Raw genomic sequence first — 21717 nt, 5'->3', positions numbered from 1 at the left:
AGGGATTACACGTCAAGGGATTCCTGGGCCGCGTTGACACGCCCATCCATAGGTTTACATTAGAGTCGTTCCGAGGGGGGCTCCGACGAGGAGCTGAGATACCGCAAGCTTGCACTTTTCCTGTTCCGGAAGAGACGCGCGAGACCGCGGTGACCCTTTGAACCTGATCCGGGTCATGCCGGCGAAGGGACAGGGATGTTTCAGACTACGCAATCTCCGCGCGGGGACTATCCCGTGGCGGGTCAATCGATATCAGTCATTGGCGCTGGCATTGCCGGCGCTTGGCAGGCGTTGATGCTGGCCAAGGCCGGCCACGCCGTGACGCTGCATGAACGCAGTGACGCGAATATGCGCGACGCAACGAGCCACTGGGCCGGCGGCATGCTGGCGCCGTGGTGCGAAGCCGAAGTCTCCGAGCCTGTGGTTTCCCGCCTCGGCCTACGTGCACTCGATCTGTGGCGCGAGGAACTCCCCGACACACCGTTCAATGGCTCGCTGGTCGTTGCGCATGCGCGTGACCGCGCCGATTTCGAACGCTTCGCCAAGATGACCTCCGGCCATACGCGGCTGGATGCAGCAGGCGTCGCCGAGATCGAGCCCTCGCTCGAAGGCCGGTTTCGCGACGGGCTGTTCTATCCCGGCGAAGGCCATGTGGAGCCGCGCCGCGTGCTCCCGCAACTCCATGCGCGGATCACCGCCGCCGGCGGCATCATCAAATACAACAGCGAGCAGCAGCCAAAAGACCTCGACGGTCTGGTGATCGATTGCCGCGGGCTTGCGGCGCGTGACGATGCCAGCACGCCGAAGCTGCGCGGCGTCAAAGGCGAAATCATCATCGTCGAGACCGACGAGGTGCAGCTCTCGCGCCCGATCCGCCTGATGCATCCGCGCTGGCCGCTTTATGTGATTCCACGCGCGGACAACCGCTTCATGCTCGGCGCGACTTCCATCGAGGGCGAGGATACCGGCGTCAGCGTGCGCTCCGCACTCGAACTGCTCGGCGCTGCCTATGCAGTGCATCCCGCCTTTGCCGAAGCGCGCATTCTCGAATTCGGCTCGGGTTTGCGTCCGGCTTTTCCCGACAACCTGCCGCGCATCGCGATCGACAAGAACACGATTGCGGTGAACGGCCTCTATCGCCACGGCTTCCTGCTGGCGCCTGCGCTGGCGGAGCTGACGCTCTCTTATGTGCAGCGTGGCGAGATCGACAATGAGGTGATGCAATGCAAGTGACCGTCAATGGCGAGCACCGCGAGATCGAGGCGTCGCATGTCGGCGCGCTGCTGCAGGAACTGGACTACGAAGGCACGCACTGTGCCATTGCGCTGAATTTCGACGTGGTGCCACGCAGCGCATGGACGCAAACGCCGCTCAAGGCTGGCGACGAGATCGAGATCATCACGCCACGGCAGGGAGGCTGATTCCTGATGGTGAGTTTTTACGGCAAGGAATTCAAATCACGCCTGCTGATCGGCTCGGCGCTCTATCCGTCGCCCGCGATCATGCAGGACGCGATCCGCGCTTCCGGCGCCGGCATCGTCACCGTGTCGCTGCGGCGTGAATCCGCCGGCGGCAAGACCGGCGATGCGTTCTGGTCGCTGATCCGCGAACTCGACGTCACCGTGCTGCCCAACACCGCGGGTTGCCGCAGCGTGCGCGAAGCGGTGACGACGGCGAAGCTCGCACGCGAATTGTTCGGCACATCCTGGATCAAGCTCGAAGTGATCGCCGACAACGACACGCTGCAGCCCGACGTGGTCGGTCTGGTCGAAGCCGCCGATATCCTGATCAAGGACGGCTTCGAGGTGTTCCCCTATTGCACCGAGGATCTTAGCGTCGCGATGCGCCTGGTCGATACCGGCTGCAAGGTGGTGATGCCATGGGCGGCGCCGATCGGCAGCGCGCGCGGCATCATCAATGCCAACGCGCTGAAACTGATGCGCGACCGCCTGCCCGATATCACGCTGGTGGTTGATGCCGGCCTCGGCGCGCCATCGCATGCCGCCGAAGCGCTCGAACTCGGCTATGACGCCGTGCTGCTCAACACCGCCGTCGCCAAGGCGGCCGATCCCGTCGCCATGGCCAATGCCTTCCGCCTCGCCGTCGAGGCCGGCCGCACCGGCTTCGAGGCGGGCCTGATGGGCGCGCGCGACTTCGCTTCTCCTTCCACTCCAGTCATCGGGACACCGTTCTGGCATGCCGTATCCTGACCGTTTCTATCCCGTCGTCGACACCGTAGCCTGGGTGAAACGCCTCACGCAGCTGGGCGTCGGCACCGTGCAGCTTCGCGCCAAGGATCTCGACGACACAGCGGCGACGACGCTGTTTCGCGAGGCGCTGACCGTGACCAACGGCACCAAGACCAAGCTGGTGGTCAACGACTACTGGCGCGTCGCCATCGACCTCAAGGCGCAGCATCTGCATCTCGGCCAGGAAGATCTGGCCGAGGCCGATGTTGCCGCGATCCGCAAGGCCGGCATCACGCTGGGCCTCTCGACCCATGACGAGGACGAACTTGAAACCGCATTAAGCGCGAAGCCGGATTACGTCGCGCTCGGGCCGATCTTCTTCACCACGCTGAAATCGATGCGCTTCGCGCCGCAGGGCATTCCGAAAATCTCGGTCTGGAAGAAGCGCATCGGCACGCTGCCGCTGGTGGCGATCGGCGGCATCAAGTTCGAACAAGCCGCAGAGATCTTTGCCGCTGGCGCGGATTCCATCGCCGTCGTCAGCGACGTCACCCAACACGCAGACCCGGACGCTCGCGTCCATCAATGGCTTTGCGCATCCGCCAAAGCCGCCTGACATTTCAAGAACGACAACGGAGGATTAGTCCATGAACATCCGCTCCAATCCCGACACCACCCTGCCCGCCGTCACCACCGGCAACCTGCCCTCGTCGCGCAAGATCTACGCGATCCCGGAGAGCGCGCCGGACCTGCGCGTGCCGCTGCGCGAGATCATCCTGAGCGAAGGCGCCGGCGAGCCGAACCTGCCGGTCTATGACACGTCGGGTCCCTATACCGATCCGGACGTGCTGATCGACGTCAATAACGGCCTGTCCCGCGCGCGCCTCGATTGGGTCAAGGAACGCGGCGGCGTCGAGGAATATCAGGGCCGCGAGATCAAGCCGGAAGATAACGGCAATGTCGGCGCAGCCCATGCGGCAAAGTCGTTCAAGGCCTATCACAAGCCGCTGCGCGGCGTCGGCGATGCCATGATCACGCAATATGAGTTCGCCCGCGCCGGCATCATCACCAAGGAAATGATCTACGTCGCCGAGCGCGAAAACCTCGGCCGCAAGGTCCAGCTCGAGCGCGCCGAGGCCGCGCGCGCCGATGGTGAGAGCTTCGGCGCCGAAGTGCCGTTGTTCGTCACGCCGGAATTCGTGCGTTCGGAAATCGCGCGCGGCCGCGCCATCATTCCCTGCAACATCAACCACGCCGAACTGGAGCCGATGATCATCGGCCGCAACTTCCTCACCAAGATCAATGCCAATATCGGCAACTCCGCCGTGACATCGTCAGTTGAAGAAGAAGTCGACAAGATGGTGTGGGCGATCCGCTGGGGTGCCGACACCGTGATGGACCTCTCGACGGGCCGCAACATCCACACCACCCGTGAATGGATCCTGCGCAATGCGCCGATCCCGATCGGCACCGTACCGATCTATCAGGCGCTGGAGAAGTGCGACGGCGATCCGGTCAAGCTAACCTGGGAGCTCTACAAGGACACGCTGATCGAGCAGTGCGAACAGGGCGTCGATTACTTCACCATCCATGCCGGCGTGCGTCTTGCTTACATCCATCTCACCGCCAACCGTGTCACCGGCATCGTCTCGCGCGGCGGCTCGATCATGGCCAAGTGGTGCCTGGCGCATCACAAGGAGAGCTTCCTCTACACCCACTTCGACGAGATCTGCGACATCATGCGCAAGTATGACGTGTCGTTCTCGCTCGGCGACGGTCTGCGCCCCGGCTCGATCGCGGATGCCAATGACCGCGCGCAATTCGCCGAACTGGAGACGCTCGGTGAGCTCACCAAGGTGGCATGGGCGAAGGGCTGCCAGGTGATGATCGAAGGCCCCGGCCATGTGCCGCTGCACAAGATCAAGATCAACATGGACAAGCAGCTCAAGGAATGCGGCGAAGCGCCGTTCTACACCTTGGGGCCACTGACCACCGACATCGCGCCGGGCTACGACCACATCACTTCGGGCATCGGTGCCGCGATGATCGGCTGGTTCGGCTGTTCAATGCTCTGCTACGTGACACCGAAGGAGCATCTCGGCTTGCCCAATCGTGACGACGTCAAGGTCGGCGTCATCACCTACAAGATCTCCGCGCATGCCTCGGATCTCGCCAAGGGCCACCCCGCCGCGCAACTCCGCGACGACGCGCTGTCACGCGCCCGTTTCGACTTCCGCTGGCAGGACCAGTTCAATCTCGGCTTGGACCCGGAAACCGCCGTCGCCTATCACGACGAGACGCTGCCGAAGGACGCCCACAAGGTCGCGCATTTCTGCTCCATGTGCGGACCGAAATTCTGCTCGATGAAGATCACGCAGGACGTCCGCGACTATGCAGCGACCCTCGGCGACAACGAAAAGGCCGCACTGAACCTCGGCGGCACGGCGTCGATGGGCATGTCGATGAGTGGCGTGATCGAGGACGGCATGGCCAGCATGAGCCAGAAGTTCAAGGACATGGGCCAGCAGGTCTATGTCCAGGCGCAGGCGGTGAAGGACAGTAATAAGGCGCTGTAGGGAAGGGATCGGTAAGATAAAATCGCACGACGATTTCGCAACAGTTTTTGAAAAGCGGCCAAGCTGGAGCTTGGCCGCTTTTCAATTGAGATCTTAAGAGCCGATCGAACATTCTACCCCAGATTGATATTTTGTTGTATACATCCAACGCAACCAAGATTGACCAAGTACGATTGGAGCCCAGATGCCTGATCCACTTACAGTTGGGATTGCTCTTGGATATCTAAAGCAAGGTTCCGACCTGGTACTCGGTTGGAGCAAAGCAAAGAACGTAGATTTCACAAAAGAGCTTGAGAAACTTGAAGTTCTGCAGAGAGGCGTGGGGTTCGTAGTTAAAGAGATTGAAGAACTTCTATCAAAAACTTCTTCGCTCGATAGCGATGCTGCGCTCAAGTCAGCATTTCAGCATGATCTGGAAATGCATAAATTGTGCTTTCGAATTAGAAGCATCATTCAATCTTGCCGCCTTTTGTCGAACCAATCGCATTTCGCTCAGCTCCTAGATCATTACTTGAAACAAATCGAAGGCCTTGTCTCAGGCATGATGCCTACTTCGATCGGGAAGGACCAAAAGAATTGGAATGAAACCAAGCTTCTGCTGACGCTTTGTTTGTCAGTGCTCAATGGACAGTATCTCTTTCTTACCGCTATCTCAGGTGAGAAAAAAATGCCGGACCTTACTGAGGGGAAACCACAGGAAACGGCAAGGAAGCGCCACCGGATTCCGTCACCGCTGTAAGATGTCAATGAATGTCGAGAGCTTCCCTCCTCGGCCGCCGCGCGACTAGAACCAGCTGATCGAAACCGCGGTGCCAATATCTAGTGCGGATCCTGTGCGCTTATCGACATGCGGGTTCCAAGGCGCCAAGGGCAGACAAAGCGACTTTCTTTGTTGCAAAATCCCGGCGATACACCCAATGGTACCCATGAATTAACCTTTCGTTAACCAATCGCGCCCAACCTGCCGCAACGCAACGGCTGGGGGCTGTTCGTTCTCGATGTTGTTGCTTCGCGCAACGAAGCAGGCGTTGATCGGGAGATACCCATGATCCAGGAATCCCTTTACGAGTCCCTTCGCCGCCCGCGTGACGATTCGCCGGCTGAAATGGACATGTTCGCACCCTCGTCAGATCCCAGCGAGGTCGTGACGATGCTGATCGGCGCGACTGTCCATGAGGTCGAACGCGAACTGATGCTGCAGACGCTGGCGCGCTGCGACGGCAACCGCACCCATGCCGCCCGCGTGCTTGGCGTCTCCGTTCGCACCATGCGTAACAAGATCAAACAGTATTCAGCGGATGGGGCCGATGTGCCGGCACACGGCTAGCGCGGCGCTATTGCTGGAGCGCGCTGGTATCCAGCACCCATGTGGAGCCCTGCAGCCGGCCTTCGGTCTGCATCTCGACATCGACGAGATGCGCCTTCGGCTCAAAGCCGCGAATTCTGACAGTGAGCGGCCTGGTGAACTGCCATGCCTCGCGCGCCTGCAGCAGGCCATCCTGATACAACGCCAGAGCTTTTGAATCGCCGGCTTTCTTCAGTGCCTGCCATCGCGCCAGATTCGCGCGATCCCCGAACCAGATCGAATGCGGTTTTACCTGCATGGACGCCCCTAGGCGTATCTCGCCGGCATGCGTTGCGCTCGTGAGGGCCAACAAGGTCAGCAGCGCCAGATATGATTTCATATGTCGTCGCCCGTTGCCCTGATGAGAGCGTAAGTCGCCGCGGATCCCGTTCAGGTTCGACAGGGCTCGGCAATTCGCGGGCGCACCTTGCGTAGACCTGCTACGCTGGCCCGTCACACATGAGCGCGAGGCCTGATCATGCCCATCCAGCACTTCCCGCCCCCTCCCGGAATCAAGGCGCCGCCGCTGTCCTATGCGGCGCGGGTCGGCGATCTCCTGTTCGTCTCCGGCATTCCCGGTTTCGACGCTGATGGCCAATTGCCGGAACACTTCGAGGCGCAGTTCGGATTTGTGGTGCGCACGATCAAACGAGTGCTGAAGGATGCAGGCACCGACATCTCGCACCTCGTCAAGGTCAACGTGCTGCTGACGCGCGCGTCCGACGTGGCTCCCATGAATGCTCTGTATGCCGAAGCCTTCGGACCACCGCCCTATCCGGCGCGCACCACTTGCGTGGTTCAGGCGCTGCCCAATCCGGCAATGCTGATCGAGATCGAGTGTGTGGCTTCGCTACTGGATGCGTGATCGATAACCCGCAGGCTGCGCGACGCGTCCAGCGGCGCATTGAACGCGATCCTGCACGTTCTGACGACGCTCATCGGCCGGCCATCGCATCCTTCACCGTCTCGCTGACGAAATCGGCGGCGCGGCGGAACGCTGTGTCGGTATCGCCGCGGAAGGTGACGGCGCGACGCATCACCAGCTGCTCGCGCTCGACATCGAACAACTGCACCTCGCCCCATTGCACCAGCGTACTCATCTTGCGGATGCCGCCATAGACCAGGTAACGCGCGCCGTCGCGGCGTGCTGCGGCGACGAGATCGTCGGGCGCCATGCTGATGGCAGTGCAGGCGGGCTGCGGACAGGCCGGACGCACCACGCGGTAGTCGCGCTGCGCCAGCCCGTCGCGCAGCAGTGTAGCGAAGATGGTCATGCGGTCGCGATGCTGCGCGGACTGGTCGGCCTCCTCGCTCGAGGTGTCGCTATAGTCGAAATCGGCCACCGCGACAGCGAGCTGTCCGGCAGCCGCGGCCGGCGCAGGTGCCCCCAGCAGCGCCACAGCGCCGCACAGCAACCACAGAACCTGCCCTCTCCGCATGTTCTCCTCCCTGATCTTCTGTTCGCCGCCACGCCAACCTGGCGCGGGTGCCGGCAGGTCAAGCGACAGCCGATGCTAGTCCGCATGTGGTGAAGCGCAACCGGCAATGTCTGTGGTGGCATGGCGGCAGCAGCGAATTGAAGCCGTCATCCATCCCCTGTTAAAAGCGGCCGGACAGAATCAATACGGAGTGTGAGGCGTGGCAAAAGATACGATCAGCCAAACCGGATTACGCGGCCCCCGCGGCGAACCGGGACTTCCCGGACCGCAGGGCCATCCCGGACGGCCGGGGCCGGACGGCGCGCAGGGCAAGCCGGGCGTGGCCGGCAAAGCCGGCGCCAATGGCAAGCCGGGGCCGCAGGGCAAGCGCGGCGAAGCAGGCCCTCAGGGTAAGGCTGGCGTCAACGGTAAGGCTGGCGCCGACGGCAAGCCTGGTCAGATCGGACCGCAGGGCAAGGCCGGGCCGCAGGGACCACGGGGTGAACAGGGCCTTCAGGGCAAACCCGGTGTGCAGGGTGAAGCCGGGCCGCGCGGCGAGCAGGGTCCTCCCGGCACGCTGCCGAGCCTCGAGCAGATCATGCCGTGGCTGCACATGGTGTTCGACGCCTGGGAAGACCACCGCCAGATGCGCCTGCGCGAAGCCCAGGAGCGCGAAGAGGCGCTGCTGCGTGAGCAGCAGGAAGCCGTTGAACGTGTCGCCGCGATGATCGAGGCCGAAGCCGCCATCGCGGACGAGTCTGACGAAACCGACGACGGCAAGAAAAAGAAGAAGCGCAAGAAGAACAAGGACGACTAGCACTGCTGCGTCGTTCGATACGGACGCGTGACAACAGATCAGGCGACGCGCCGCAATGCCGGCCCGTCGCCTTTACTTTTTACATGGTCCGCTGCGGTGCGGTCTGCAGCAGCTCCTGAAGCTGTTGCTTATAGAATTTCGCACCGCCTGTCGTGAGATGACCACGGGTCTCGGTGCTCGCCGGGATCAGCAGCATCTTCGCATGTTTGATCCGCTTCAGCGCGGCATCCATCAACCCGGTCTCCGGCGGATTGCGCTCGTCATCGGCAGCGTTGATCGCGAGCACGACGGATGTGATCTTCTCCAGACCTGCTGATGGATTGTAGTCGCGCGACGATTCCCACTGATAGATGAAATCATTTGCATCGGCGACAAACGGCGCCTTGAGCCGGTCATCGACATTCTTGTCGGCGGCCTCGCCGGTCGGCGCCAGCATCTGATAGGCCAGCGTGCCGCCGGCTGTTGCGATGCCATACATCACGCTGGCAAATTTGATCATGCCAGGCTGCGATGTGTAGTTGCCGCCCTTGTAGTCGGGATCGGCGCGCACGGTCTCGATCATCATGCGCCGCATCATCCAGTTTCGCGCGCTCATCTCGGTCGGCTGCGAGGCCATCGGCACCAGGGCGTCCATCACATCAGGATATTTCGTGCCCCAGATCCACGCATGCATGCCGCCCATGGAATTTCCGATTACCATCCGCACATGCGTGATGCCGAGCCCTTCGATCAGCAGCCGGTGCTGGGCATCGACCATATCGTCGTAATTGTACTTCGGAAATGCGGTCTTCATCCCGTCAGAGGGTTTCGACGATTTGCCGTGGCCGAGCGCATCGGGAATGATGATGTAGTATTTTGCGGCATCGAGCGGCTGGCCCGCGCCGAATAATTCACCCGCAAAAGCAGGCGTCAACATGCTCTGCGCCGAACCGCCGGTGCCATGCAGCACCAGAACCGGCTGGCCGCTCGGCTCACCCACCGTCGTGTAATGCAGCTTCAACTCCGGCATCACATGGCCGGTATGAAATTTGAAATCCTTCGCTATCCAGTCGCCCTGCTTTGGCGCCGGATAATCAGCGGCGAACGCGGTCACGGCAGCAAGCGAAGCACATGTCACGACAGCAGCAGCGCACAACGCGCGCATAGAACCGCTGGGCATAGTCATCCTCCCCGGCGCAGCCATTTGATCGGACCGCTTGACACAGATGCTAGCACGGCAGCGCGAGCCAGGAGACCGACAGATTGATACTGCAGCGCAGCGATCCCCAGCTCGTCGCGCCGGGTATAATCTTTGGGCAGGCGTCGCCGCCATAGCTCAGGCTTAATCATCGCAAGAATCCGAGTCGTCCCGTGCGGCACCCGGCGTCCGCGCGTGATACAACACCGATGTGAGGTTCGCATGCGGGGATTGATTCAAGTGGTGCTGCTTGCAGTGTTCACCGTGATGACCGCGTCAGCACACGCCATCGATCGCGGCCAGTTCGGCGATGTGCCCGACGATATCCGGAACTGGTTCAAAAGCGTCATCAGCCCTAATGGCGTGCCGTGTTGCGATATCTCCGACGGCCATCGCACCGAATATGACGTCCGCAACGGTGCCTATTGGGTGCCGATCGAAGGCATATGGACGGAGGTGCCGAGGCGCGCCGTGATCCGCGATCGCGGCAACCCCGTTGGCGAAGCTGTCGTCTGGTATGTGCGCCATCGCGGCGAGATCATCATCAGCTGTTTCGTTCCGGCTGACGCCGCATGATGACAATCACGAAACGGTGCCAGGGTGCGGCCTTGCAATCCACAGGCAATCGGGCCCAATTTGAGGCTAATTCTGCGCGCGGCGCGTTAGGTCATTCCGGCCCCGCCGTCACCTCGCCGCGGGCACTACAGGATAAAGAGAGACTGATATGACGGAAGTGACCTATGTGATCGTCGAGCATGATGGCGGTTGGGCCTATAAGGTTGGCGCCGTCTTCTCCGAGCCGTATGCGACGCACGCACTCGCCACCGCAGCCGCCAAGCGCGCCGCGGCCGAGCAGAGGGTGCCGGGACGCACTGAGGTGATTGCCTATGAGGACGAGAAAGGGCAGTGGCACGAGGAAACGGCCTCGGGCAGTGATCGTCCCAACACCCACATCATCGACAAGGCCTGATCGCGAAGACAGGTGAATGACCCAACTGACGTCAACGCGCCCGATGGCGTCCGGCATTGCGTATCTCGCCATGCCGGAGAAGTTGTTGCTCATCACGCCCACCTGGTACCCTTCGCGCGCGAACTCATCATCGCCAGCGGCGTCATTGAAATCGCCGCATCGCTTGCACTTGTGACACGCACACGGTTGCGTTGGTGGGCCGGCGTCATCAATTGGCCCGGGCCACACAAAGACGCCACAGACTCATAGCGAACGGGCCAAATCGGCAAACAACATTCGTTATGGAGTCGCGTGGTGACTCCGGCGTCGGTTGCGGTGCTGTCTGCGCGACTTTTCCGCAAGGCGCCACCATGCTAGTTTAGCGTTATCAAATCATATCGGGAGAGCAGACGTGACCGACGTCGCAGCAGACGAACTCCGCACCATTTATCCAACGCCGCATCCGCGCGTGATCGCCAAGGCGCGACCGACGCTCGATATGCACTCCAGCAAGTTCATCTCGCTGTCGCCGTTCTGCGTGCTTGCTTCGTCGGGTCCCGACGGCACTGTCGATGCATCGCCGCGCGGTGGCGGCGTCGGCTTCGTGCGGATCGCCTCGCCGACCGAATTGCAGATGCCAGATCGTCCCGGCAACAACCGCATCGATACGTTCCAGAATCTGATGGCGGGCAGCGGCCATGTGCAGCTGATCTTCTTCGTTCCGGGCATCGACGACACCTTGCGTGTCAGTGGCGTCGCCAAGCTGATTAAAGACCCGGAACTGATGGCGTCGATGGAAGAGTTCGGCAAGCTCCCGCGCGCGGTGTTGAGCATCTCCGTCACCGAAGCCTATTTCCATTGCGGCAAGGCCCTGATGCGTTCGAAGCTGTGGTCGCCGGAAGTACAGGTGAAGCGCTCCGTGATGCCGAGCATCTCCGAAATGGTTCACGACCAGACCAAACTCGGTGAGCCGATGACCCAGGAACAGATCGACGTCGCCTATCGCCAGCAGTTGTAGCTCGTCGGCCTCGTCCGGATCCAAAGGAGCTCCGGTAGCCGCGGCCATCCACGCACAACCTCTATTTGAAATTATCACTTAAGGTTGTATAGTCACGACGCTTGGGGAGAGCGTTGTGCGTGGCGTTGCGTTGATCCAGTTGATGACGGTCGCGGGCCTCATCCTAGGCGGCTGCGTGCGTGATCCATTCGTGACAGAACGGGACGAAACCTATGCAGGCGAATGGCTGATCCCGCACCAGATCGACCGCATTACCGGAGCCGAACTACCGAGCGCCTATGTCTTTGCCGAAGCGTCAAACAGCAATGTGGATTTTCCACGCGTCTCATCATTGCTGCTGACATGCATCGACGGCGCGCCACTGATCCGCTTCGCCTTTGATTTCAAGATCGGCAGCAACCGCAACACGGTGCTCGGCTATCGCTTCGATGGAAAACCTGGTCACGACGACGTCGGCTCGCGGGTGGTGCGGGGAAACCAGATCATCGTCATCGAAGACAGGGCAGAGATCGCAACCTTTGTCAGCGAGCTTGCCGGTGCGAAGACGTTGTATGTCCGGATCAGGTCGATCAACGGGGGCCGAACGGCCGTCGAATATCCGCTGGAGGGATCGACTGCGGCGATCCGCGCGGCATTCGCGAAATGCGATATGCCGAAACCGCCCCTGCCGGAACAGGGGCGGACGACATTGTCCGGCGTCTATTGAGACGCCGCAGATGATCCTGGCTTAGAACTCGCTCTCAAGGCCACCCATGTGCTTCTGGGTGTAGAGATCGATGCCGATCCGCTCGATCAGATCGAGCTGGGTTTCGAGAAAGTCGATGTGACCTTCCTCGTCCTTCATCAGCTTCTCGAACAGGTCGCGCGAGACGTAATCCTTGACGCCGTGGCAGTAGGTGGCGGCTTCTTCATAAAGCGTGCGGGCACCGATTTCGGCGGCCAGATCGCATTCGATGATTTCCTTGACTGTCTGGCCAATGCGCAACGGATCGAGAACCTGCATGTTCGGGAAGCCGTCCAGAAAGAGAATGCGATCGGTAAAACGATCCGCGTGATTCATCTCTTCGATGGATTCCTTGCGCCACATCTTGGCCATGTCGACCAATCCCCAGTGATTCAGGAGCCGGAAGTGCAGCCAATACTGGCTGATCGCGGTGAGCTCGCTGCGCAGGCCCTTGTTGAGGAATTCGATGACCTTCGGGTCGCCCTTCATGATGTTCTCCTGTCTGCTGAACCCGTCCGAAACAGGCCCTCGTCTAAATTTAGAATGCTTCTAAATCAGATTCAACGACAGGACAACCCTTCTTTGCTCAATTCGGCAAAGGGCGTGGAAAAGCTGGAAAGCTGTTGAATTTATAAGCGCTTAGGCTGCCGCTTCGATCGAGGCAATATCTGCCAGTTCGATATGCGCATGAGTCTCGGTGTGAGACTGCCCGTGGGCCGCTGTATGCGGGCATCCGGCACAGCAGGACTTGGCGCAGGCGCCCAGCGCTTCGTCCATGATCTTCTTGATCGTCCGTACGCACCGTCCGCACTGGGCGCTGCAACCGAGGCATCCATAGACCTGCCCCGGCGTACGCGGCGGACGCGCTCCGGCAACGGCACTACGGACATCATGGTCGGAAAAGACGTTGCAGGAACAAACGATCATGAGATGAAGGCGAACTCGCAGGTCAGGACCCCTCTTGGATATGTAAGAGGCCGCCCCGATGCAAAAGGAAAACGCCGACTTTGAAGCTATTCCAAACTACTGATCGCATGGAAGAAATTGGAACGAATCTAAAATTCGTCTGAGCGCTCGCAAGCGCCATGATCGGAGACGGCTAGCCGACAGATGCCCCTATCCAGTAACCGCCTGCAGCGCGGCATGCCCTTGGGGAGGGTCGCGAACCTCCGTCCGGAATGGCTTTAATATCAAGATGTAACCTGGATCGCGCGGTCCCGTTCATTGATCATTCAAGTGAAGTATGAAACTTTTCGCGTCAGGCAGCGCTATGTGTGAGCGAAGCCCGATTGAGAAAGGGAATGCCATGAAGAAAACTCTGATGGCCATTGCCGCCGTTGCCACCCTGGCCGTTTCCGCCATGGCTCCGACATCGGCAAGCGCGCAGCACTGGCGTGGACATGGCGGCGGTGGCGCGGTGGCTGCAGGTCTGATTGGCGGCGCCCTGCTTGGCGGCGCGATCGCTGCCGGCTCGGGATACTATGGTCCCGGCTACGGCTATTACGGCCGTCCTGCCTATGTGGCCGGCCCGGGCTATTATGGCGATTGTTTCTGGCAACGTCAGCGTTTTTGGGACGGCTATGGCTGGCGCATTCGCCGCGTCCGCGTGTGCGGCTGAGATCGTACGATCTCCGGGATCATGTGATCTCTGAGATTACTGTGATCTCCTGTCACGCATCGGAAACCTACGACATTTCCAGTGCGTGATGCTTGCAATGGCCCGAAAAAACCGCTTTTTCGGATCACTGACTGGCTAACGTTTACATCGAATTGACGGTTGGGCGCTTCTAAGTGAGGCCGTCAGTTCGAATCGCAGCGTGAGTAGACCTTTAACCGTGCGTCGCTTGCGGCGCCCTTCTGGAGAGACTTGAGATGAAGAAGACGATTTCCGCCTTGCTCGCCGCCGCGACGGTTGCCGGTTCGCTGGTTGCTGTTGCGCCTGCCGCAAAGGCCGACGGTGGCCGCATCGCCGCTGGCGTTGCCGGTGGCCTGATCGGTGGCGCTCTCCTCGGTGGCGCCATTGCAGCCAGCCGTCCGGCTCCGGCCTATGGCTACGGCTACGCCCCCGCTCCGGTTTATGTCGAACCGGAATGCCGTGTCGTCCGCCAGCGCGTCTGGGACGAATATCGCGGTGTCTGGCGTTCGCGCCCGGTCGAAGTTTGCGATTGATCTGATCTGATGACCGCGCATTCGCGCGCACGATCCAAATTCAAAACCCGGCCGTTTACGCGGCCGGGTTTTTCGTTGGGCGATTGAAGGTGCGACTATCTTGCGTTCATCGCGCGCAACACCGTCTCGCTGGGCCAGCAATCGACCTTGAGGCCCGCTGACTTCTGATAGGCGCCGAGCGCGGCACGCGTCTTCATGCCGGCCTTGCCGTCCATCTTGTCGGCATAGAGACCAAGCTTCGTCAGGTGCCGCTGCATGGCCTCGACATCGGTGCTGCGCAACTGGTTCGATGCCGACCACGGCGTTGCAAAGGGCTGCGCATTAGCCATTCGATCACTGAGATGGCCGACGAACAACACATAGAGATCGGAGAAATTGTATTCCTTGATGACGAAATAGTTCTTCGTCGTCAGGAAGGCCGGGCCATAGATCCCTTCCGGCTGCAGCAGCGATGCCGGCTGCGCCTGCTCCGCCGCGCTGAGCTTCTCGCCATGGACCGGAATGAAGCCGGCACGAATCCACTCCCCAATCGGCCGGGTGACTTCTGGCACACCCATCGTACAGTCGGCATTGGCCGGCGCACGCACTTCATAGGCCCAGCGCAGACCGCGCTGCCAACCCTTGTTCGTGAGTTGCTGCGCCGCTGATGCCAGCGCATCCGGCACCGCCTTCCAGATATCGACACGGCCGTCGCCGTCGAAATCGACGCCGTGCTTATCCAGTTCCGACGGCAGGAATTGCGTGAGCCCCGTCGCGCCGCCCCAGGACACGCGCAGATCCTTGCGCGATACGTCGCCGCGCTCGATCAGCTTCAATGCTGCGATGAACTCGCCGCGATACTGGTCCTTGCGGCGGCCGACATAGGCCTGCGTCGCCAGCACGCGAATGCCGTCATAGGGCAACGCATACCGACCGTAATCGGTCTCGCGCCCCCAGATCGCCAGGATGATTGTCGCCGGCACGCCGAAGCGCTGCTCGATGGCAGCCAGTGTCGCGCGGTGCTTCTGCAACAGCCGCTGCCCCTCACCCGCCAGCCGGATGACGCTGGCCTCTTTCACATAGTCCGCGGGCACCTGCACGAATTCCGCCTGCGACGGCGCGCCAGTCGCAGGACGGCCGGGCAGAATGAGATCCGGAAGCTTGTAGTCCGGCTCCAGCCCGCGCGTGACCTCATCGAAGGTCTTGCGCGAGACGCCCGCCTGTTGGGCTTCAGGCCAGAGCGAAGCAATGAAGGTGGTGAAGCTGGCGTCAGGTGCAGCAAGCAACGGAACCGGCCCGATTATCAGGCACAGGATGACGACGACTGAGAGCGGTCGCAGTGTCGTCCACATGCCCGGCTTCAATTTCAATGCGCGTGGCCTCCATGGCCCTGCTTGCCGTGACCGTTTTCTGGCGAATGCGGAACAACTCCGTTCGAGAGCTTGTCGACATAGGCGATGCCAACGGCCGAGAGAATGAACACGATGTGGATGATGGTCTGCCACATCACACCCACCTCGGTGTAGTTTGTCGTGCGCGCGCTGGTGCTTCCGAGATTGCCGGCCTCGATGAAGGTGCGCAGCAGATGGATCGACGAGATGCCGATGATCGCCATCGCCAGCTTGATCTTCAGCACGCTGGCATTGACGTGGCTGAGCCATTCCGGCTCGTCCGGGTGGCCGTTCAGATTGAGCCGCGATACGAAGGTCTCGTAGCCACCGACAATCACCATCACCAGCAGGTTGGAAATCATCACAACGTCGATCAGACCCAGCACGACCAGCATGATCTGCTGTTCGCTGAAGTCGAACGAGTGCGCGATCAGATGCCAGAGTTCCTTGAGGAACAGCACGACATAGACGCACTGCGCCACGATCAGGCCGATATAGAGCGGCAGCTGCAGCCAGCGCGAGCCAAAGATCAGCGCCGGAATCGGTCGCATCGCCCCGCCTTTTCCTCTGGGCGGCAATGGCGTTTCGGGCGTCATGGACATGGGGGGCTCGCTATGGGTCGAATCGGAATGCAATGGAAGCGCCGATCTTATAGCGGCGCGTTCTGGACGCGATGATGTCGTGAATGCGCGGCAACTGGCCGCATCAGCTATTTGACAGCGACAATGAAGATCCGCGGAAATTTCAGCAGAACCTTGCCATCCGCCTGCGGCAGATAGCTGGCGGCGATGCGCGCGGTATACTCAGCGATGTAAGCCTTGCGCTCCGGCGGCTCCAGCGGATCGACGAACGGACGCAGCCCGGTGCCCTTCACCCATTCCACGATCGCGGCGGCATCGGCCAACGCATGATTGTAGACGGTGTGCCAGATCTCGACCCGCGAACACAGCGGCTGCAGCGCATCGTAATAGGCCCCGGGCTTCGGCAGCGAGTCGCGCAGCTCCGCAGCCTTCGAGAGCTGCGCGCGCCACGGCTCGAGATAGGCGACCTCGCGCATCAGGATGTGCGAGGGCTCGTCGAGATTATCCGGCATTTGCACGGCCAGCACGCCACCGTCAGGCAAGGCACCGACAAGACGCTTCAGCTGCTTGATGTGATCCGGCACCCACTGAAACACGGCATTGGCAAACAAGACATCGGAGCCGGCCGGCGCCACCCAATGGGCGATATTGGCCTCGATGAACGTCTGCGCGGGCAGCCGTTCCCGCGCCTGCCGCAGCATATCGGCCGACGTATCGACACCGATGACCGATGCTTGCGGCCAGCGATTGACCAGAAGCTCCGTCGAGTTGCCGGGTCCGCAGCCGATGTCGACGACCTTGCGGGCATCGAGAAGCGGAATCTGCGCGAGCAGATCCCGTGCCGGCCTGGTTCGCTCGTCCTCGAACTTCAGATACTGCTGCGCGCTCCAGTCGGCCATTTGAGAGTTCTCCTCAGCGCGTCAGTTTCTTGTATTTCACGCGATGCGGGATGATCGAATCCTGCCCGAGACGACGCATCTTGTCCTTCTCGTAGTCCTGGAAGTTGCCCTCAAACCATTCCACGTGGCTGTCACCTTCGAAAGCGAGCATATGGGTCGCGATACGGTCGAGGAACCAGCGGTCATGGCTGATGATCACGGCGCAACCGGCGAAGTCTTCCAGCGCCTCTTCCAGCGCGCGTAGCGTGTCGACGTCGAGGTCGTTGGTCGGTTCGTCGAGCAGCAGGACGTTGGCGCCGGACTTCAGCATCTTGGCGAGATGCACGCGGTTGCGTTCACCGCCCGACAATGCGCCGACCTTCTTCTGCTGATCGCCGCCCTTGAAGTTGAACGACGAGCAGTAGCCGCGCGAATTGACTTCCTTCTTGCCGAGCAGGATCAGTTCGTTATTGCCCGAGATTTCCTCCCACACGGTCTTCTTGCCGTCGAGCGCATCGCGCGACTGATCGACATAACCGAGATGAACGGTCTCGCCGACGGTGATCGTGCCGCTATCGGGCTTCTCCTGGCCGGTGATCATCTTGAACAGCGTCGTCTTGCCGGCACCGTTGGCGCCGATGACGCCGACGATACCGCCGGGCGGCAGCTTGAAGGTCAGATCGTCGATCAGCACGCGATCACCATAGGCCTTGGTGAGGCCTTCGAAGTCGACGACGTTGTCGCCGAGGCGCTCGGCCACCGGAATGGTGATCTGCGCACCCTGGGTCTGCTTCTCGCTGGCCTTCTTGAGCAGCTCGTCATAGCGCTGGTAGCGCGCCTTCGACTTGGCCTGACGGGCCTTGGGCGACGAGGCGATCCACTCCTGCTCGCGTTCCAGCGTCTTCTGATGGGCTGCGTCCTCGCGGCCTTCCTGTGCCAGACGCTTCTGCTTCTGCACCAGCCAGGACGAGTAGTTGCCCTCGTAGGGAATGCCGCGGCCGCGATCGAGTTCGAGAATCCAGGACGTCACGTTGTCGAGGAAGTAGCGATCGTGGGTCACGATCAGGATCGCGCCGGGATAGTTGCGCAGATGGCCTTCCAGCCATGAGACGGACTCGGCGTCGAGATGGTTGGTCGGTTCGTCGAGCAGCAGCAGTTCGGGTGCATCGAGCAGCAGCTTGCAGAGCGCGACGCGGCGGCGTTCACCACCGGAGAGCTTGGTGACGTCGGCATCGTCAGGCGGACAACGCAGCGCATCCATCGCCTGGTCGACCTTGCTGTCGAGATCCCAGAGGCCTTGCGCCTCGATCTCGTCCTGCAGCTTGGTCATCTCGTCAGCGGTCTCTTCCGAGTAGTTCATCGCCAGCTCGTTGTAGCGATCGAGAACAGCCTTCTGCTTGGCGACACCAAGCATGACGTTCTCGCGGACGTTCAAAGACGCATCGAGCTGCGGTTCCTGTTCGAGATAGCCGACGCGCGCGCCCTGCGCGACCCAGGCCTCGCCGGTGTATTCCTTGTCGAGGCCCGCCATGATCTTGAGCAGCGTCGACTTACCGGCGCCGTTGACACCGAGCACGCCGATCTTGGCGTCCGGGTAGAACGACAAATGGACGTTATCCAGCACCTTGCGGGTCGGATAGGCCTTGGTCAGACCCTGCATGAAGTAGACGAATTGGCGAGCCATCGTGATCCTTGAAAACCGTCGCGGGCGTGAAAAATGGGTTGTCGCTGATGTAGCGGCGTGGCCCCGAAAGGGCAACCGGGGGTCTTAAGGATTTGGTAACTCTGCACTTCTTCGAGGCAGCCATTATGACAATTAAAACCGCTTTTTAACGACTTCCGCCAAGAGTGCTCCCAGGGCGATCAATCATGCCCCTCGCGACTGAAGTCGCGGGCAGACAGGCGGAGCCTCGTCATGGCGATCACTACATCAGTCCCCTCTCCAGCCGCCGCCGAAACCCGCGCGGCGCGCCCAGGCCTACTCCACGAAATCCGGACGTTCTGGCAGCTGTTCTTCGTCGCCGCCTTCGATCCTTACCGGCCCGAGCAGCATTACATGCGCGGCCCGGGCCCCGCCTGTCGCGCCAAGGACCCGTCCGCGCCGGTCCCGCCCTCACATTAAGCTGATCGCACTGCCGCCGACGATGCAGACGCTTGCGCACGCCCGCGAGGCGCGCAATGTGTCCATCCCCTGACGGCTTCAACACCGTCATCACCACACCGGATGGACGATCCCATGACGCGGCTGCGCTGTGCAATTCTCGACGACTATCAGAACGTGGCCTTGAGACTCGGCGACTGGAGCGTGCTTGACGATCGCATCGAGGTCACGGTCTTCGACAAGCCATTCGCGTCGGCAGACGAGGCAGCCACGGCGCTGAAGGATTTCGAGATCATCTGCGCCATGCGCGAGCGGACGCCGTTTCCACGCGCGATGTTCGAAGCGCTGCCGAAACTCAAGCTGCTGATCACCTCAGGCATGCGCAATGCCGCGATCGATTTCGAGGCCGCGAAGGCTCGTGGCATAACGGTCTGCGGTACCGCGATGGTGGGCAATCCGACGGCCGGCCTGACCATCGGCCTAATGCTGGAACTGACCCGCAAGATCGGCTTTGAAAACGCACGCATGAAGGCCGGCAAGCCCTGGCAGGTGACGATCGGCGAGGACATCGAAGGCAAGACGCTCGGGATCATCGGCCTCGGCAAGCTCGGCAGTCAGGTTGCCGGCATTGCCCGCGCGCTTGGCATGAAGACGATTGCCTGGAGCACCAATCTGACGCCCGAGGCCTGCGAAAAAGCCGGCGTCACCTACGCCACCAAGGAAGAACTGTTCGCCCAGGCCGACATCATTACGATCCACCTCGTGCTGAGTGATCGCTCACGCGGATTGGTGTCACGTGCAGATCTCGCGCGGATGAAACCGACAGCCTATCTCATCAACACGGCACGCGGCCCGATCGTCGACGAAGCGGTGCTACTTGAGACGCTACAAGCCGGGAAAATTGCCGGTGCCGGCATCGACACGTATTCCCACGAACCGCTGCCGCTCGACAGTCCGCTGCGCAAACTCGACAACATCGTGATCACGCCGCATCTCGGTTATGTCACCGCCGAAAATTACAAGCGGATCTATGCGGAGATGATCGAGGGCATCGGCGGCTGGTTGAACAGCGCCCCCGTCCGCAAGCTCAACTGACGCAAGCGCTCACTGCGCAAAAGAAAACGGGCGCCGTGTGATTACACAGCGCCCGTTTTCTCGAAATCAGCTGAAAGAAATCAGCGAATGCTGACCGGAGCCGGTAGCGGCTGAACCGATGTCGGCTGGGTACCGGGCAGCGGCGCTGGAGCAGCGCTGGCGCTCGGGCCGGGCACGGGCTGCGCGGAGGCGGTCGTTGCCGGAGCCTTGCCCGGCATCACCACCACGCGGGTACCGACCTTGACGCGCTCGAACAGATCCGAGACGTCGTCGTTGAGCATGCCGAAGCAGCCCGACGACACCGACTTGCCGATGGTCGACGGCTGGTTGGTGCCGTGAATACGATAGACCGTCGATCCGAGATACATCGCGCGGGCACCGAGCGGATTGCCTTCGCCGCCGGCCATAAAGCGCGGCAGATAGGGCTGACGCTCGATCATCTCGGTCGGCGGATGCCAATCCGGCCACTCTGCCTTGCGAGTGATCTTCTGCACACCGTTCCAGGTGAAGCCGTCGCGGCCGACACGGACGCCATAGCGCATCGCGCGGTTGTTGCCGAGCACATAGTACAAATAGAAGTTCGGCGTATCGACGACGATGGTGCCCGCGGGCTCCTTCGTGACGAAATTGACTTCCTGCCGGCGGAACTGCGGCGGCAACTGCGCCGGACCGGTTTCCGGCTGATCTTCCGGAGGCAATGAAGCCACCATCACGGAGCTGCCATTGGCGCCCAGACCCTGCCCCTGCCCCTGCCCCTGCCCCTGAACGGAGCCTGTCACAGGAGCGCCTTGCCCGCCCATGCCTTCAGGCGGACGCACTGCGCCATCACCGTTGCCACGGTTCGAATAGACCACCGCCGGCGGCGCCATTGGGCGGCCATAGCGTGGATCGTCCGGCGACATCACCGGGCCCTGCGGCATGGCGCGATCGGAATAAACCGGGGCAGCACCAGCAGGGCGACCGTAGCGCGGATCATCCGGAGACATCACCGGGCTCTGGGGCGCAATTCCGGGCGCGGACAGCCCCGTCATCGGCCGGCCACCGCGAGAGGGCGGCGCGTCATCTTCGTCGAGCGCATCAAAATCCGGCATGGCGTCCAGCGCGCGATCGGCGCGTGAATTGGCCGGATAGCCGCCCGGGGGGTAGTTTGGGTCGGCCGGGATCGAATAGCCGCTTGGCGTGCCAACAGGATAGCCCTGCGCCACCGCGAGCGAATGACCCGCGACGCTACCGAGAGCCACGGTCGCCAATGTCGTCAAAACACGCTTGATCATCATTGCCCTTGTATAAGCTCAAGCAAAAACCGGAAC

The 21717-nt window shown here is 61.3% G+C and carries 27 protein-coding genes and 1 riboswitch; of the genes, 17 read left to right on the top strand and 10 right to left on the bottom strand.

The window, feature by feature from the left end; translation table 11 throughout:
* The first annotated feature begins 63 nt into the window (after window positions 1-63).
* Window positions 64-208, top strand: a riboswitch (TPP riboswitch).
* The 7 genes from AB7828_RS00305 to AB7828_RS00275 all read left to right on the top strand — a co-directional run bounded on the left by AB7828_RS00305 (window position 196) and on the right by AB7828_RS00275 (window position 6092).
* Window positions 196-1233, top strand: coding sequence for an FAD-dependent oxidoreductase (locus AB7828_RS00305; RefSeq protein ID WP_441229056.1), 1038 nt, complete (start codon window positions 196-198; stop codon window positions 1231-1233). (Overlaps the previous riboswitch by 13 nt.)
* On the top strand, window positions 1224-1421 hold the full coding sequence (thiS, locus tag AB7828_RS00300) for a sulfur carrier protein ThiS (RefSeq protein ID WP_441229055.1): 198 nt from the start codon (window positions 1224-1226) through the stop codon (window positions 1419-1421). The genes AB7828_RS00305 and thiS overlap by 10 nt, the downstream gene beginning before the upstream one ends.
* Window positions 1422-1427: 6 nt before the next feature.
* Window positions 1428-2210 carry a thiazole synthase gene (locus tag AB7828_RS00295; RefSeq protein WP_441229054.1) on the top strand — a complete coding sequence of 261 codons (783 nt, stop codon included), beginning with the start codon at window positions 1428-1430 and terminating at the stop codon, window positions 2208-2210.
* Window positions 2197-2805 (top strand): thiamine phosphate synthase, encoded by a 609-nt coding sequence (locus AB7828_RS00290; protein ID WP_441229053.1) that lies wholly within the window; start codon window positions 2197-2199, stop codon window positions 2803-2805. Before AB7828_RS00295 ends, AB7828_RS00290 begins: the two co-directional genes overlap by 14 nt.
* Before the next feature lie 31 nt (window positions 2806-2836).
* Entirely contained in the window at window positions 2837-4765 is a 1929-nt protein-coding gene (thiC, locus tag AB7828_RS00285; protein ID WP_441229052.1) for a phosphomethylpyrimidine synthase ThiC, read from the top strand.
* Window positions 4766-4949: 184 nt separating this feature from the next.
* Entirely contained in the window at window positions 4950-5504 is a 555-nt protein-coding gene (locus tag AB7828_RS00280; protein ID WP_441229051.1) for a hypothetical protein, read from the top strand.
* Between the two features lie 366 nt (window positions 5505-5870).
* Complete coding sequence (locus tag AB7828_RS00275) at window positions 5871-6092, top strand: helix-turn-helix domain-containing protein (protein ID WP_089267375.1); 222 nt, start codon at window positions 5871-5873, stop codon at window positions 6090-6092.
* Window positions 6093-6099: 7 nt separating this feature from the next.
* Here AB7828_RS00275 and AB7828_RS00270 read toward each other — a convergent pair whose 3' ends face one another.
* Window positions 6100-6450 carry a hypothetical protein gene (locus AB7828_RS00270; protein WP_441229050.1) on the bottom strand — a complete coding sequence of 117 codons (351 nt, stop codon included), beginning with the start codon at window positions 6448-6450 and terminating at the stop codon, window positions 6100-6102.
* 138 nt (window positions 6451-6588) lie between these two features.
* Here AB7828_RS00270 and AB7828_RS00265 point away from each other — a divergent pair, with 138 nt between their 5' ends.
* Entirely contained in the window at window positions 6589-6975 is a 387-nt protein-coding gene (locus AB7828_RS00265; RefSeq protein ID WP_309946679.1) for a RidA family protein, read from the top strand.
* Window positions 6976-7045: 70 nt separating this feature from the next.
* Here the strand turns inward: AB7828_RS00265 and AB7828_RS00260 are convergent, their stop codons facing one another.
* The gene (locus AB7828_RS00260) at window positions 7046-7549 is read right to left on the bottom strand and encodes a DUF2380 domain-containing protein (RefSeq protein WP_441229049.1); all 504 of its coding nucleotides are present in this window, start codon (window positions 7547-7549) and stop codon (window positions 7046-7048) included.
* Window positions 7550-7748: 199 nt separating this feature from the next.
* Here AB7828_RS00260 and AB7828_RS00255 point away from each other — a divergent pair, with 199 nt between their 5' ends.
* Complete coding sequence (locus AB7828_RS00255; RefSeq protein WP_441229048.1) at window positions 7749-8345, top strand: collagen-like protein; 597 nt, start codon at window positions 7749-7751, stop codon at window positions 8343-8345.
* 79 nt (window positions 8346-8424) lie between these two features.
* Here AB7828_RS00255 and AB7828_RS00250 read toward each other — a convergent pair whose 3' ends face one another.
* Complete coding sequence (locus AB7828_RS00250) at window positions 8425-9489, bottom strand: alpha/beta fold hydrolase (protein ID WP_441232173.1); 1065 nt, start codon at window positions 9487-9489, stop codon at window positions 8425-8427.
* 255 nt (window positions 9490-9744) lie between these two features.
* Here AB7828_RS00250 and AB7828_RS00245 point away from each other — a divergent pair, with 255 nt between their 5' ends.
* The 4 genes from AB7828_RS00245 (at window position 9745) to AB7828_RS00230 (ending at window position 12195) form a co-directional block, all read left to right on the top strand.
* The gene (locus tag AB7828_RS00245; protein WP_441229047.1) at window positions 9745-10098 is read left to right on the top strand and encodes a hypothetical protein; all 354 of its coding nucleotides are present in this window, start codon (window positions 9745-9747) and stop codon (window positions 10096-10098) included.
* A gap of 148 nt (window positions 10099-10246) precedes the next feature.
* On the top strand, window positions 10247-10492 hold the full coding sequence (locus tag AB7828_RS00240) for a DUF2188 domain-containing protein (RefSeq protein ID WP_068732250.1): 246 nt from the start codon (window positions 10247-10249) through the stop codon (window positions 10490-10492).
* 391 nt (window positions 10493-10883) lie between these two features.
* Complete coding sequence (locus AB7828_RS00235) at window positions 10884-11489, top strand: MSMEG_1061 family FMN-dependent PPOX-type flavoprotein (RefSeq protein WP_441229046.1); 606 nt, start codon at window positions 10884-10886, stop codon at window positions 11487-11489.
* Between the two features lie 115 nt (window positions 11490-11604).
* Window positions 11605-12195, top strand: coding sequence for a hypothetical protein (locus AB7828_RS00230; RefSeq protein ID WP_439057677.1), 591 nt, complete (start codon window positions 11605-11607; stop codon window positions 12193-12195).
* Between the two features lie 21 nt (window positions 12196-12216).
* Here the strand turns inward: AB7828_RS00230 and bfr are convergent, their stop codons facing one another.
* Together bfr and AB7828_RS00220 are read right to left on the bottom strand one after the other, a co-directional pair.
* A complete protein-coding gene (gene bfr / locus AB7828_RS00225) occupies window positions 12217-12702 on the bottom strand; it encodes a bacterioferritin (RefSeq protein WP_068732242.1) in 486 nt (161 codons plus the stop codon).
* Window positions 12703-12852: 150 nt separating this feature from the next.
* The gene (locus AB7828_RS00220) at window positions 12853-13140 is read right to left on the bottom strand and encodes a (2Fe-2S)-binding protein (RefSeq protein ID WP_068732239.1); all 288 of its coding nucleotides are present in this window, start codon (window positions 13138-13140) and stop codon (window positions 12853-12855) included.
* Window positions 13141-13519: 379 nt separating this feature from the next.
* Between AB7828_RS00220 and AB7828_RS00215 the strand changes: the two genes are divergently transcribed.
* Together AB7828_RS00215 and AB7828_RS00210 are read left to right on the top strand one after the other, a co-directional pair.
* The gene (locus AB7828_RS00215) at window positions 13520-13831 is read left to right on the top strand and encodes a hypothetical protein (RefSeq protein WP_068732237.1); all 312 of its coding nucleotides are present in this window, start codon (window positions 13520-13522) and stop codon (window positions 13829-13831) included.
* Between the two features lie 254 nt (window positions 13832-14085).
* A complete protein-coding gene (locus AB7828_RS00210) occupies window positions 14086-14382 on the top strand; it encodes a hypothetical protein (RefSeq protein ID WP_068732235.1) in 297 nt (98 codons plus the stop codon).
* Between the two features lie 95 nt (window positions 14383-14477).
* Here the strand turns inward: AB7828_RS00210 and AB7828_RS00205 are convergent, their stop codons facing one another.
* The 4 genes from AB7828_RS00205 to ettA form a co-directional block, all read right to left on the bottom strand.
* Complete coding sequence (locus AB7828_RS00205) at window positions 14478-15713, bottom strand: lytic murein transglycosylase (RefSeq protein WP_441229045.1); 1236 nt, start codon at window positions 15711-15713, stop codon at window positions 14478-14480.
* A gap of 14 nt (window positions 15714-15727) precedes the next feature.
* Window positions 15728-16354, bottom strand: a complete 627-nt coding sequence (locus AB7828_RS00200; protein ID WP_120289007.1) for a TIGR00645 family protein — start codon at window positions 16352-16354, stop codon at window positions 15728-15730.
* Between the two features lie 107 nt (window positions 16355-16461).
* Window positions 16462-17232, bottom strand: a complete 771-nt coding sequence (gene tam, locus AB7828_RS00195) for a trans-aconitate 2-methyltransferase (protein WP_089267385.1) — start codon at window positions 17230-17232, stop codon at window positions 16462-16464.
* Between the two features lie 13 nt (window positions 17233-17245).
* On the bottom strand, window positions 17246-18895 hold the full coding sequence (gene ettA, locus AB7828_RS00190; RefSeq protein WP_089267386.1) for an energy-dependent translational throttle protein EttA: 1650 nt from the start codon (window positions 18893-18895) through the stop codon (window positions 17246-17248).
* A 231-nt stretch (window positions 18896-19126) separates the two neighbouring features.
* Here ettA and AB7828_RS00185 point away from each other — a divergent pair, with 231 nt between their 5' ends.
* Window positions 19127-19333, top strand: a complete 207-nt coding sequence (locus tag AB7828_RS00185; RefSeq protein WP_089267387.1) for a hypothetical protein — start codon at window positions 19127-19129, stop codon at window positions 19331-19333.
* A gap of 114 nt (window positions 19334-19447) precedes the next feature.
* The gene (locus AB7828_RS00180) at window positions 19448-20407 is read left to right on the top strand and encodes a D-2-hydroxyacid dehydrogenase family protein (RefSeq protein WP_441229044.1); all 960 of its coding nucleotides are present in this window, start codon (window positions 19448-19450) and stop codon (window positions 20405-20407) included.
* An 80-nt stretch (window positions 20408-20487) separates the two neighbouring features.
* Here AB7828_RS00180 and AB7828_RS00175 read toward each other — a convergent pair whose 3' ends face one another.
* Complete coding sequence (locus AB7828_RS00175) at window positions 20488-21684, bottom strand: L,D-transpeptidase family protein (protein WP_441229043.1); 1197 nt, start codon at window positions 21682-21684, stop codon at window positions 20488-20490.
* Window positions 21685-21717: the final 33 nt, after the last annotated feature.

It is taken from the genome of Tardiphaga sp. 215_C5_N2_1 (assembly GCF_052076055.1).
Classification (GTDB): Bacteria; Pseudomonadota; Alphaproteobacteria; order Rhizobiales; family Xanthobacteraceae; genus Tardiphaga; species Tardiphaga robiniae.
Note: the sequence above shows the minus strand (reverse complement) of the source record. Positions and strands in the feature narration are given on the sequence as shown.

Bases quoted from the DNA above. Each gene is read 5' to 3' on its own strand.
- ettA (WP_089267386.1), bottom strand. From the start codon at position 18,895: ATGGCTCGCCAATTCGTCTACTTCATGCAGGGTCTGACCAAGGCCTAT.
- AB7828_RS00270 (WP_441229050.1), bottom strand. From the start codon at position 6,450: ATGAAATCATATCTGGCGCTGCTGACCTTGTTGGCCCTCACGAGCGCA.
- AB7828_RS00215 (WP_068732237.1), top strand. From the start codon at position 13,520: ATGAAGAAAACTCTGATGGCCATTGCCGCCGTTGCCACCCTGGCCGTT.
- AB7828_RS00280 (WP_441229051.1), top strand. From the start codon at position 4,950: ATGCCTGATCCACTTACAGTTGGGATTGCTCTTGGATATCTAAAGCAA.
- AB7828_RS00295 (WP_441229054.1), top strand. From the start codon at position 1,428: ATGGTGAGTTTTTACGGCAAGGAATTCAAATCACGCCTGCTGATCGGC.
- AB7828_RS00175 (WP_441229043.1), bottom strand. From the start codon at position 21,684: ATGATGATCAAGCGTGTTTTGACGACATTGGCGACCGTGGCTCTCGGT.
- AB7828_RS00200 (WP_120289007.1), bottom strand. From the start codon at position 16,354: ATGTCCATGACGCCCGAAACGCCATTGCCGCCCAGAGGAAAAGGCGGG.
- AB7828_RS00245 (WP_441229047.1), top strand. From the start codon at position 9,745: ATGCGGGGATTGATTCAAGTGGTGCTGCTTGCAGTGTTCACCGTGATG.
- AB7828_RS00185 (WP_089267387.1), top strand. From the start codon at position 19,127: ATGGCGATCACTACATCAGTCCCCTCTCCAGCCGCCGCCGAAACCCGC.
- AB7828_RS00265 (WP_309946679.1), top strand. From the start codon at position 6,589: ATGCCCATCCAGCACTTCCCGCCCCCTCCCGGAATCAAGGCGCCGCCG.
- AB7828_RS00210 (WP_068732235.1), top strand. From the start codon at position 14,086: ATGAAGAAGACGATTTCCGCCTTGCTCGCCGCCGCGACGGTTGCCGGT.
- AB7828_RS00240 (WP_068732250.1), top strand. From the start codon at position 10,247: ATGACGGAAGTGACCTATGTGATCGTCGAGCATGATGGCGGTTGGGCC.
- AB7828_RS00205 (WP_441229045.1), bottom strand. From the start codon at position 15,713: ATGTGGACGACACTGCGACCGCTCTCAGTCGTCGTCATCCTGTGCCTG.
- AB7828_RS00220 (WP_068732239.1), bottom strand. From the start codon at position 13,140: ATGATCGTTTGTTCCTGCAACGTCTTTTCCGACCATGATGTCCGTAGT.
- AB7828_RS00305 (WP_441229056.1), top strand. From the start codon at position 196: ATGTTTCAGACTACGCAATCTCCGCGCGGGGACTATCCCGTGGCGGGT.
- AB7828_RS00275 (WP_089267375.1), top strand. From the start codon at position 5,871: ATGGACATGTTCGCACCCTCGTCAGATCCCAGCGAGGTCGTGACGATG.
- AB7828_RS00290 (WP_441229053.1), top strand. From the start codon at position 2,197: ATGCCGTATCCTGACCGTTTCTATCCCGTCGTCGACACCGTAGCCTGG.
- AB7828_RS00250 (WP_441232173.1), bottom strand. From the start codon at position 9,489: ATGCGCGCGTTGTGCGCTGCTGCTGTCGTGACATGTGCTTCGCTTGCT.
- bfr (WP_068732242.1), bottom strand. From the start codon at position 12,702: ATGAAGGGCGACCCGAAGGTCATCGAATTCCTCAACAAGGGCCTGCGC.
- tam (WP_089267385.1), bottom strand. From the start codon at position 17,232: ATGGCCGACTGGAGCGCGCAGCAGTATCTGAAGTTCGAGGACGAGCGA.
- AB7828_RS00180 (WP_441229044.1), top strand. From the start codon at position 19,448: ATGACGCGGCTGCGCTGTGCAATTCTCGACGACTATCAGAACGTGGCC.
- thiC (WP_441229052.1), top strand. From the start codon at position 2,837: ATGAACATCCGCTCCAATCCCGACACCACCCTGCCCGCCGTCACCACC.
- thiS (WP_441229055.1), top strand. From the start codon at position 1,224: ATGCAAGTGACCGTCAATGGCGAGCACCGCGAGATCGAGGCGTCGCAT.
- AB7828_RS00260 (WP_441229049.1), bottom strand. From the start codon at position 7,549: ATGCGGAGAGGGCAGGTTCTGTGGTTGCTGTGCGGCGCTGTGGCGCTG.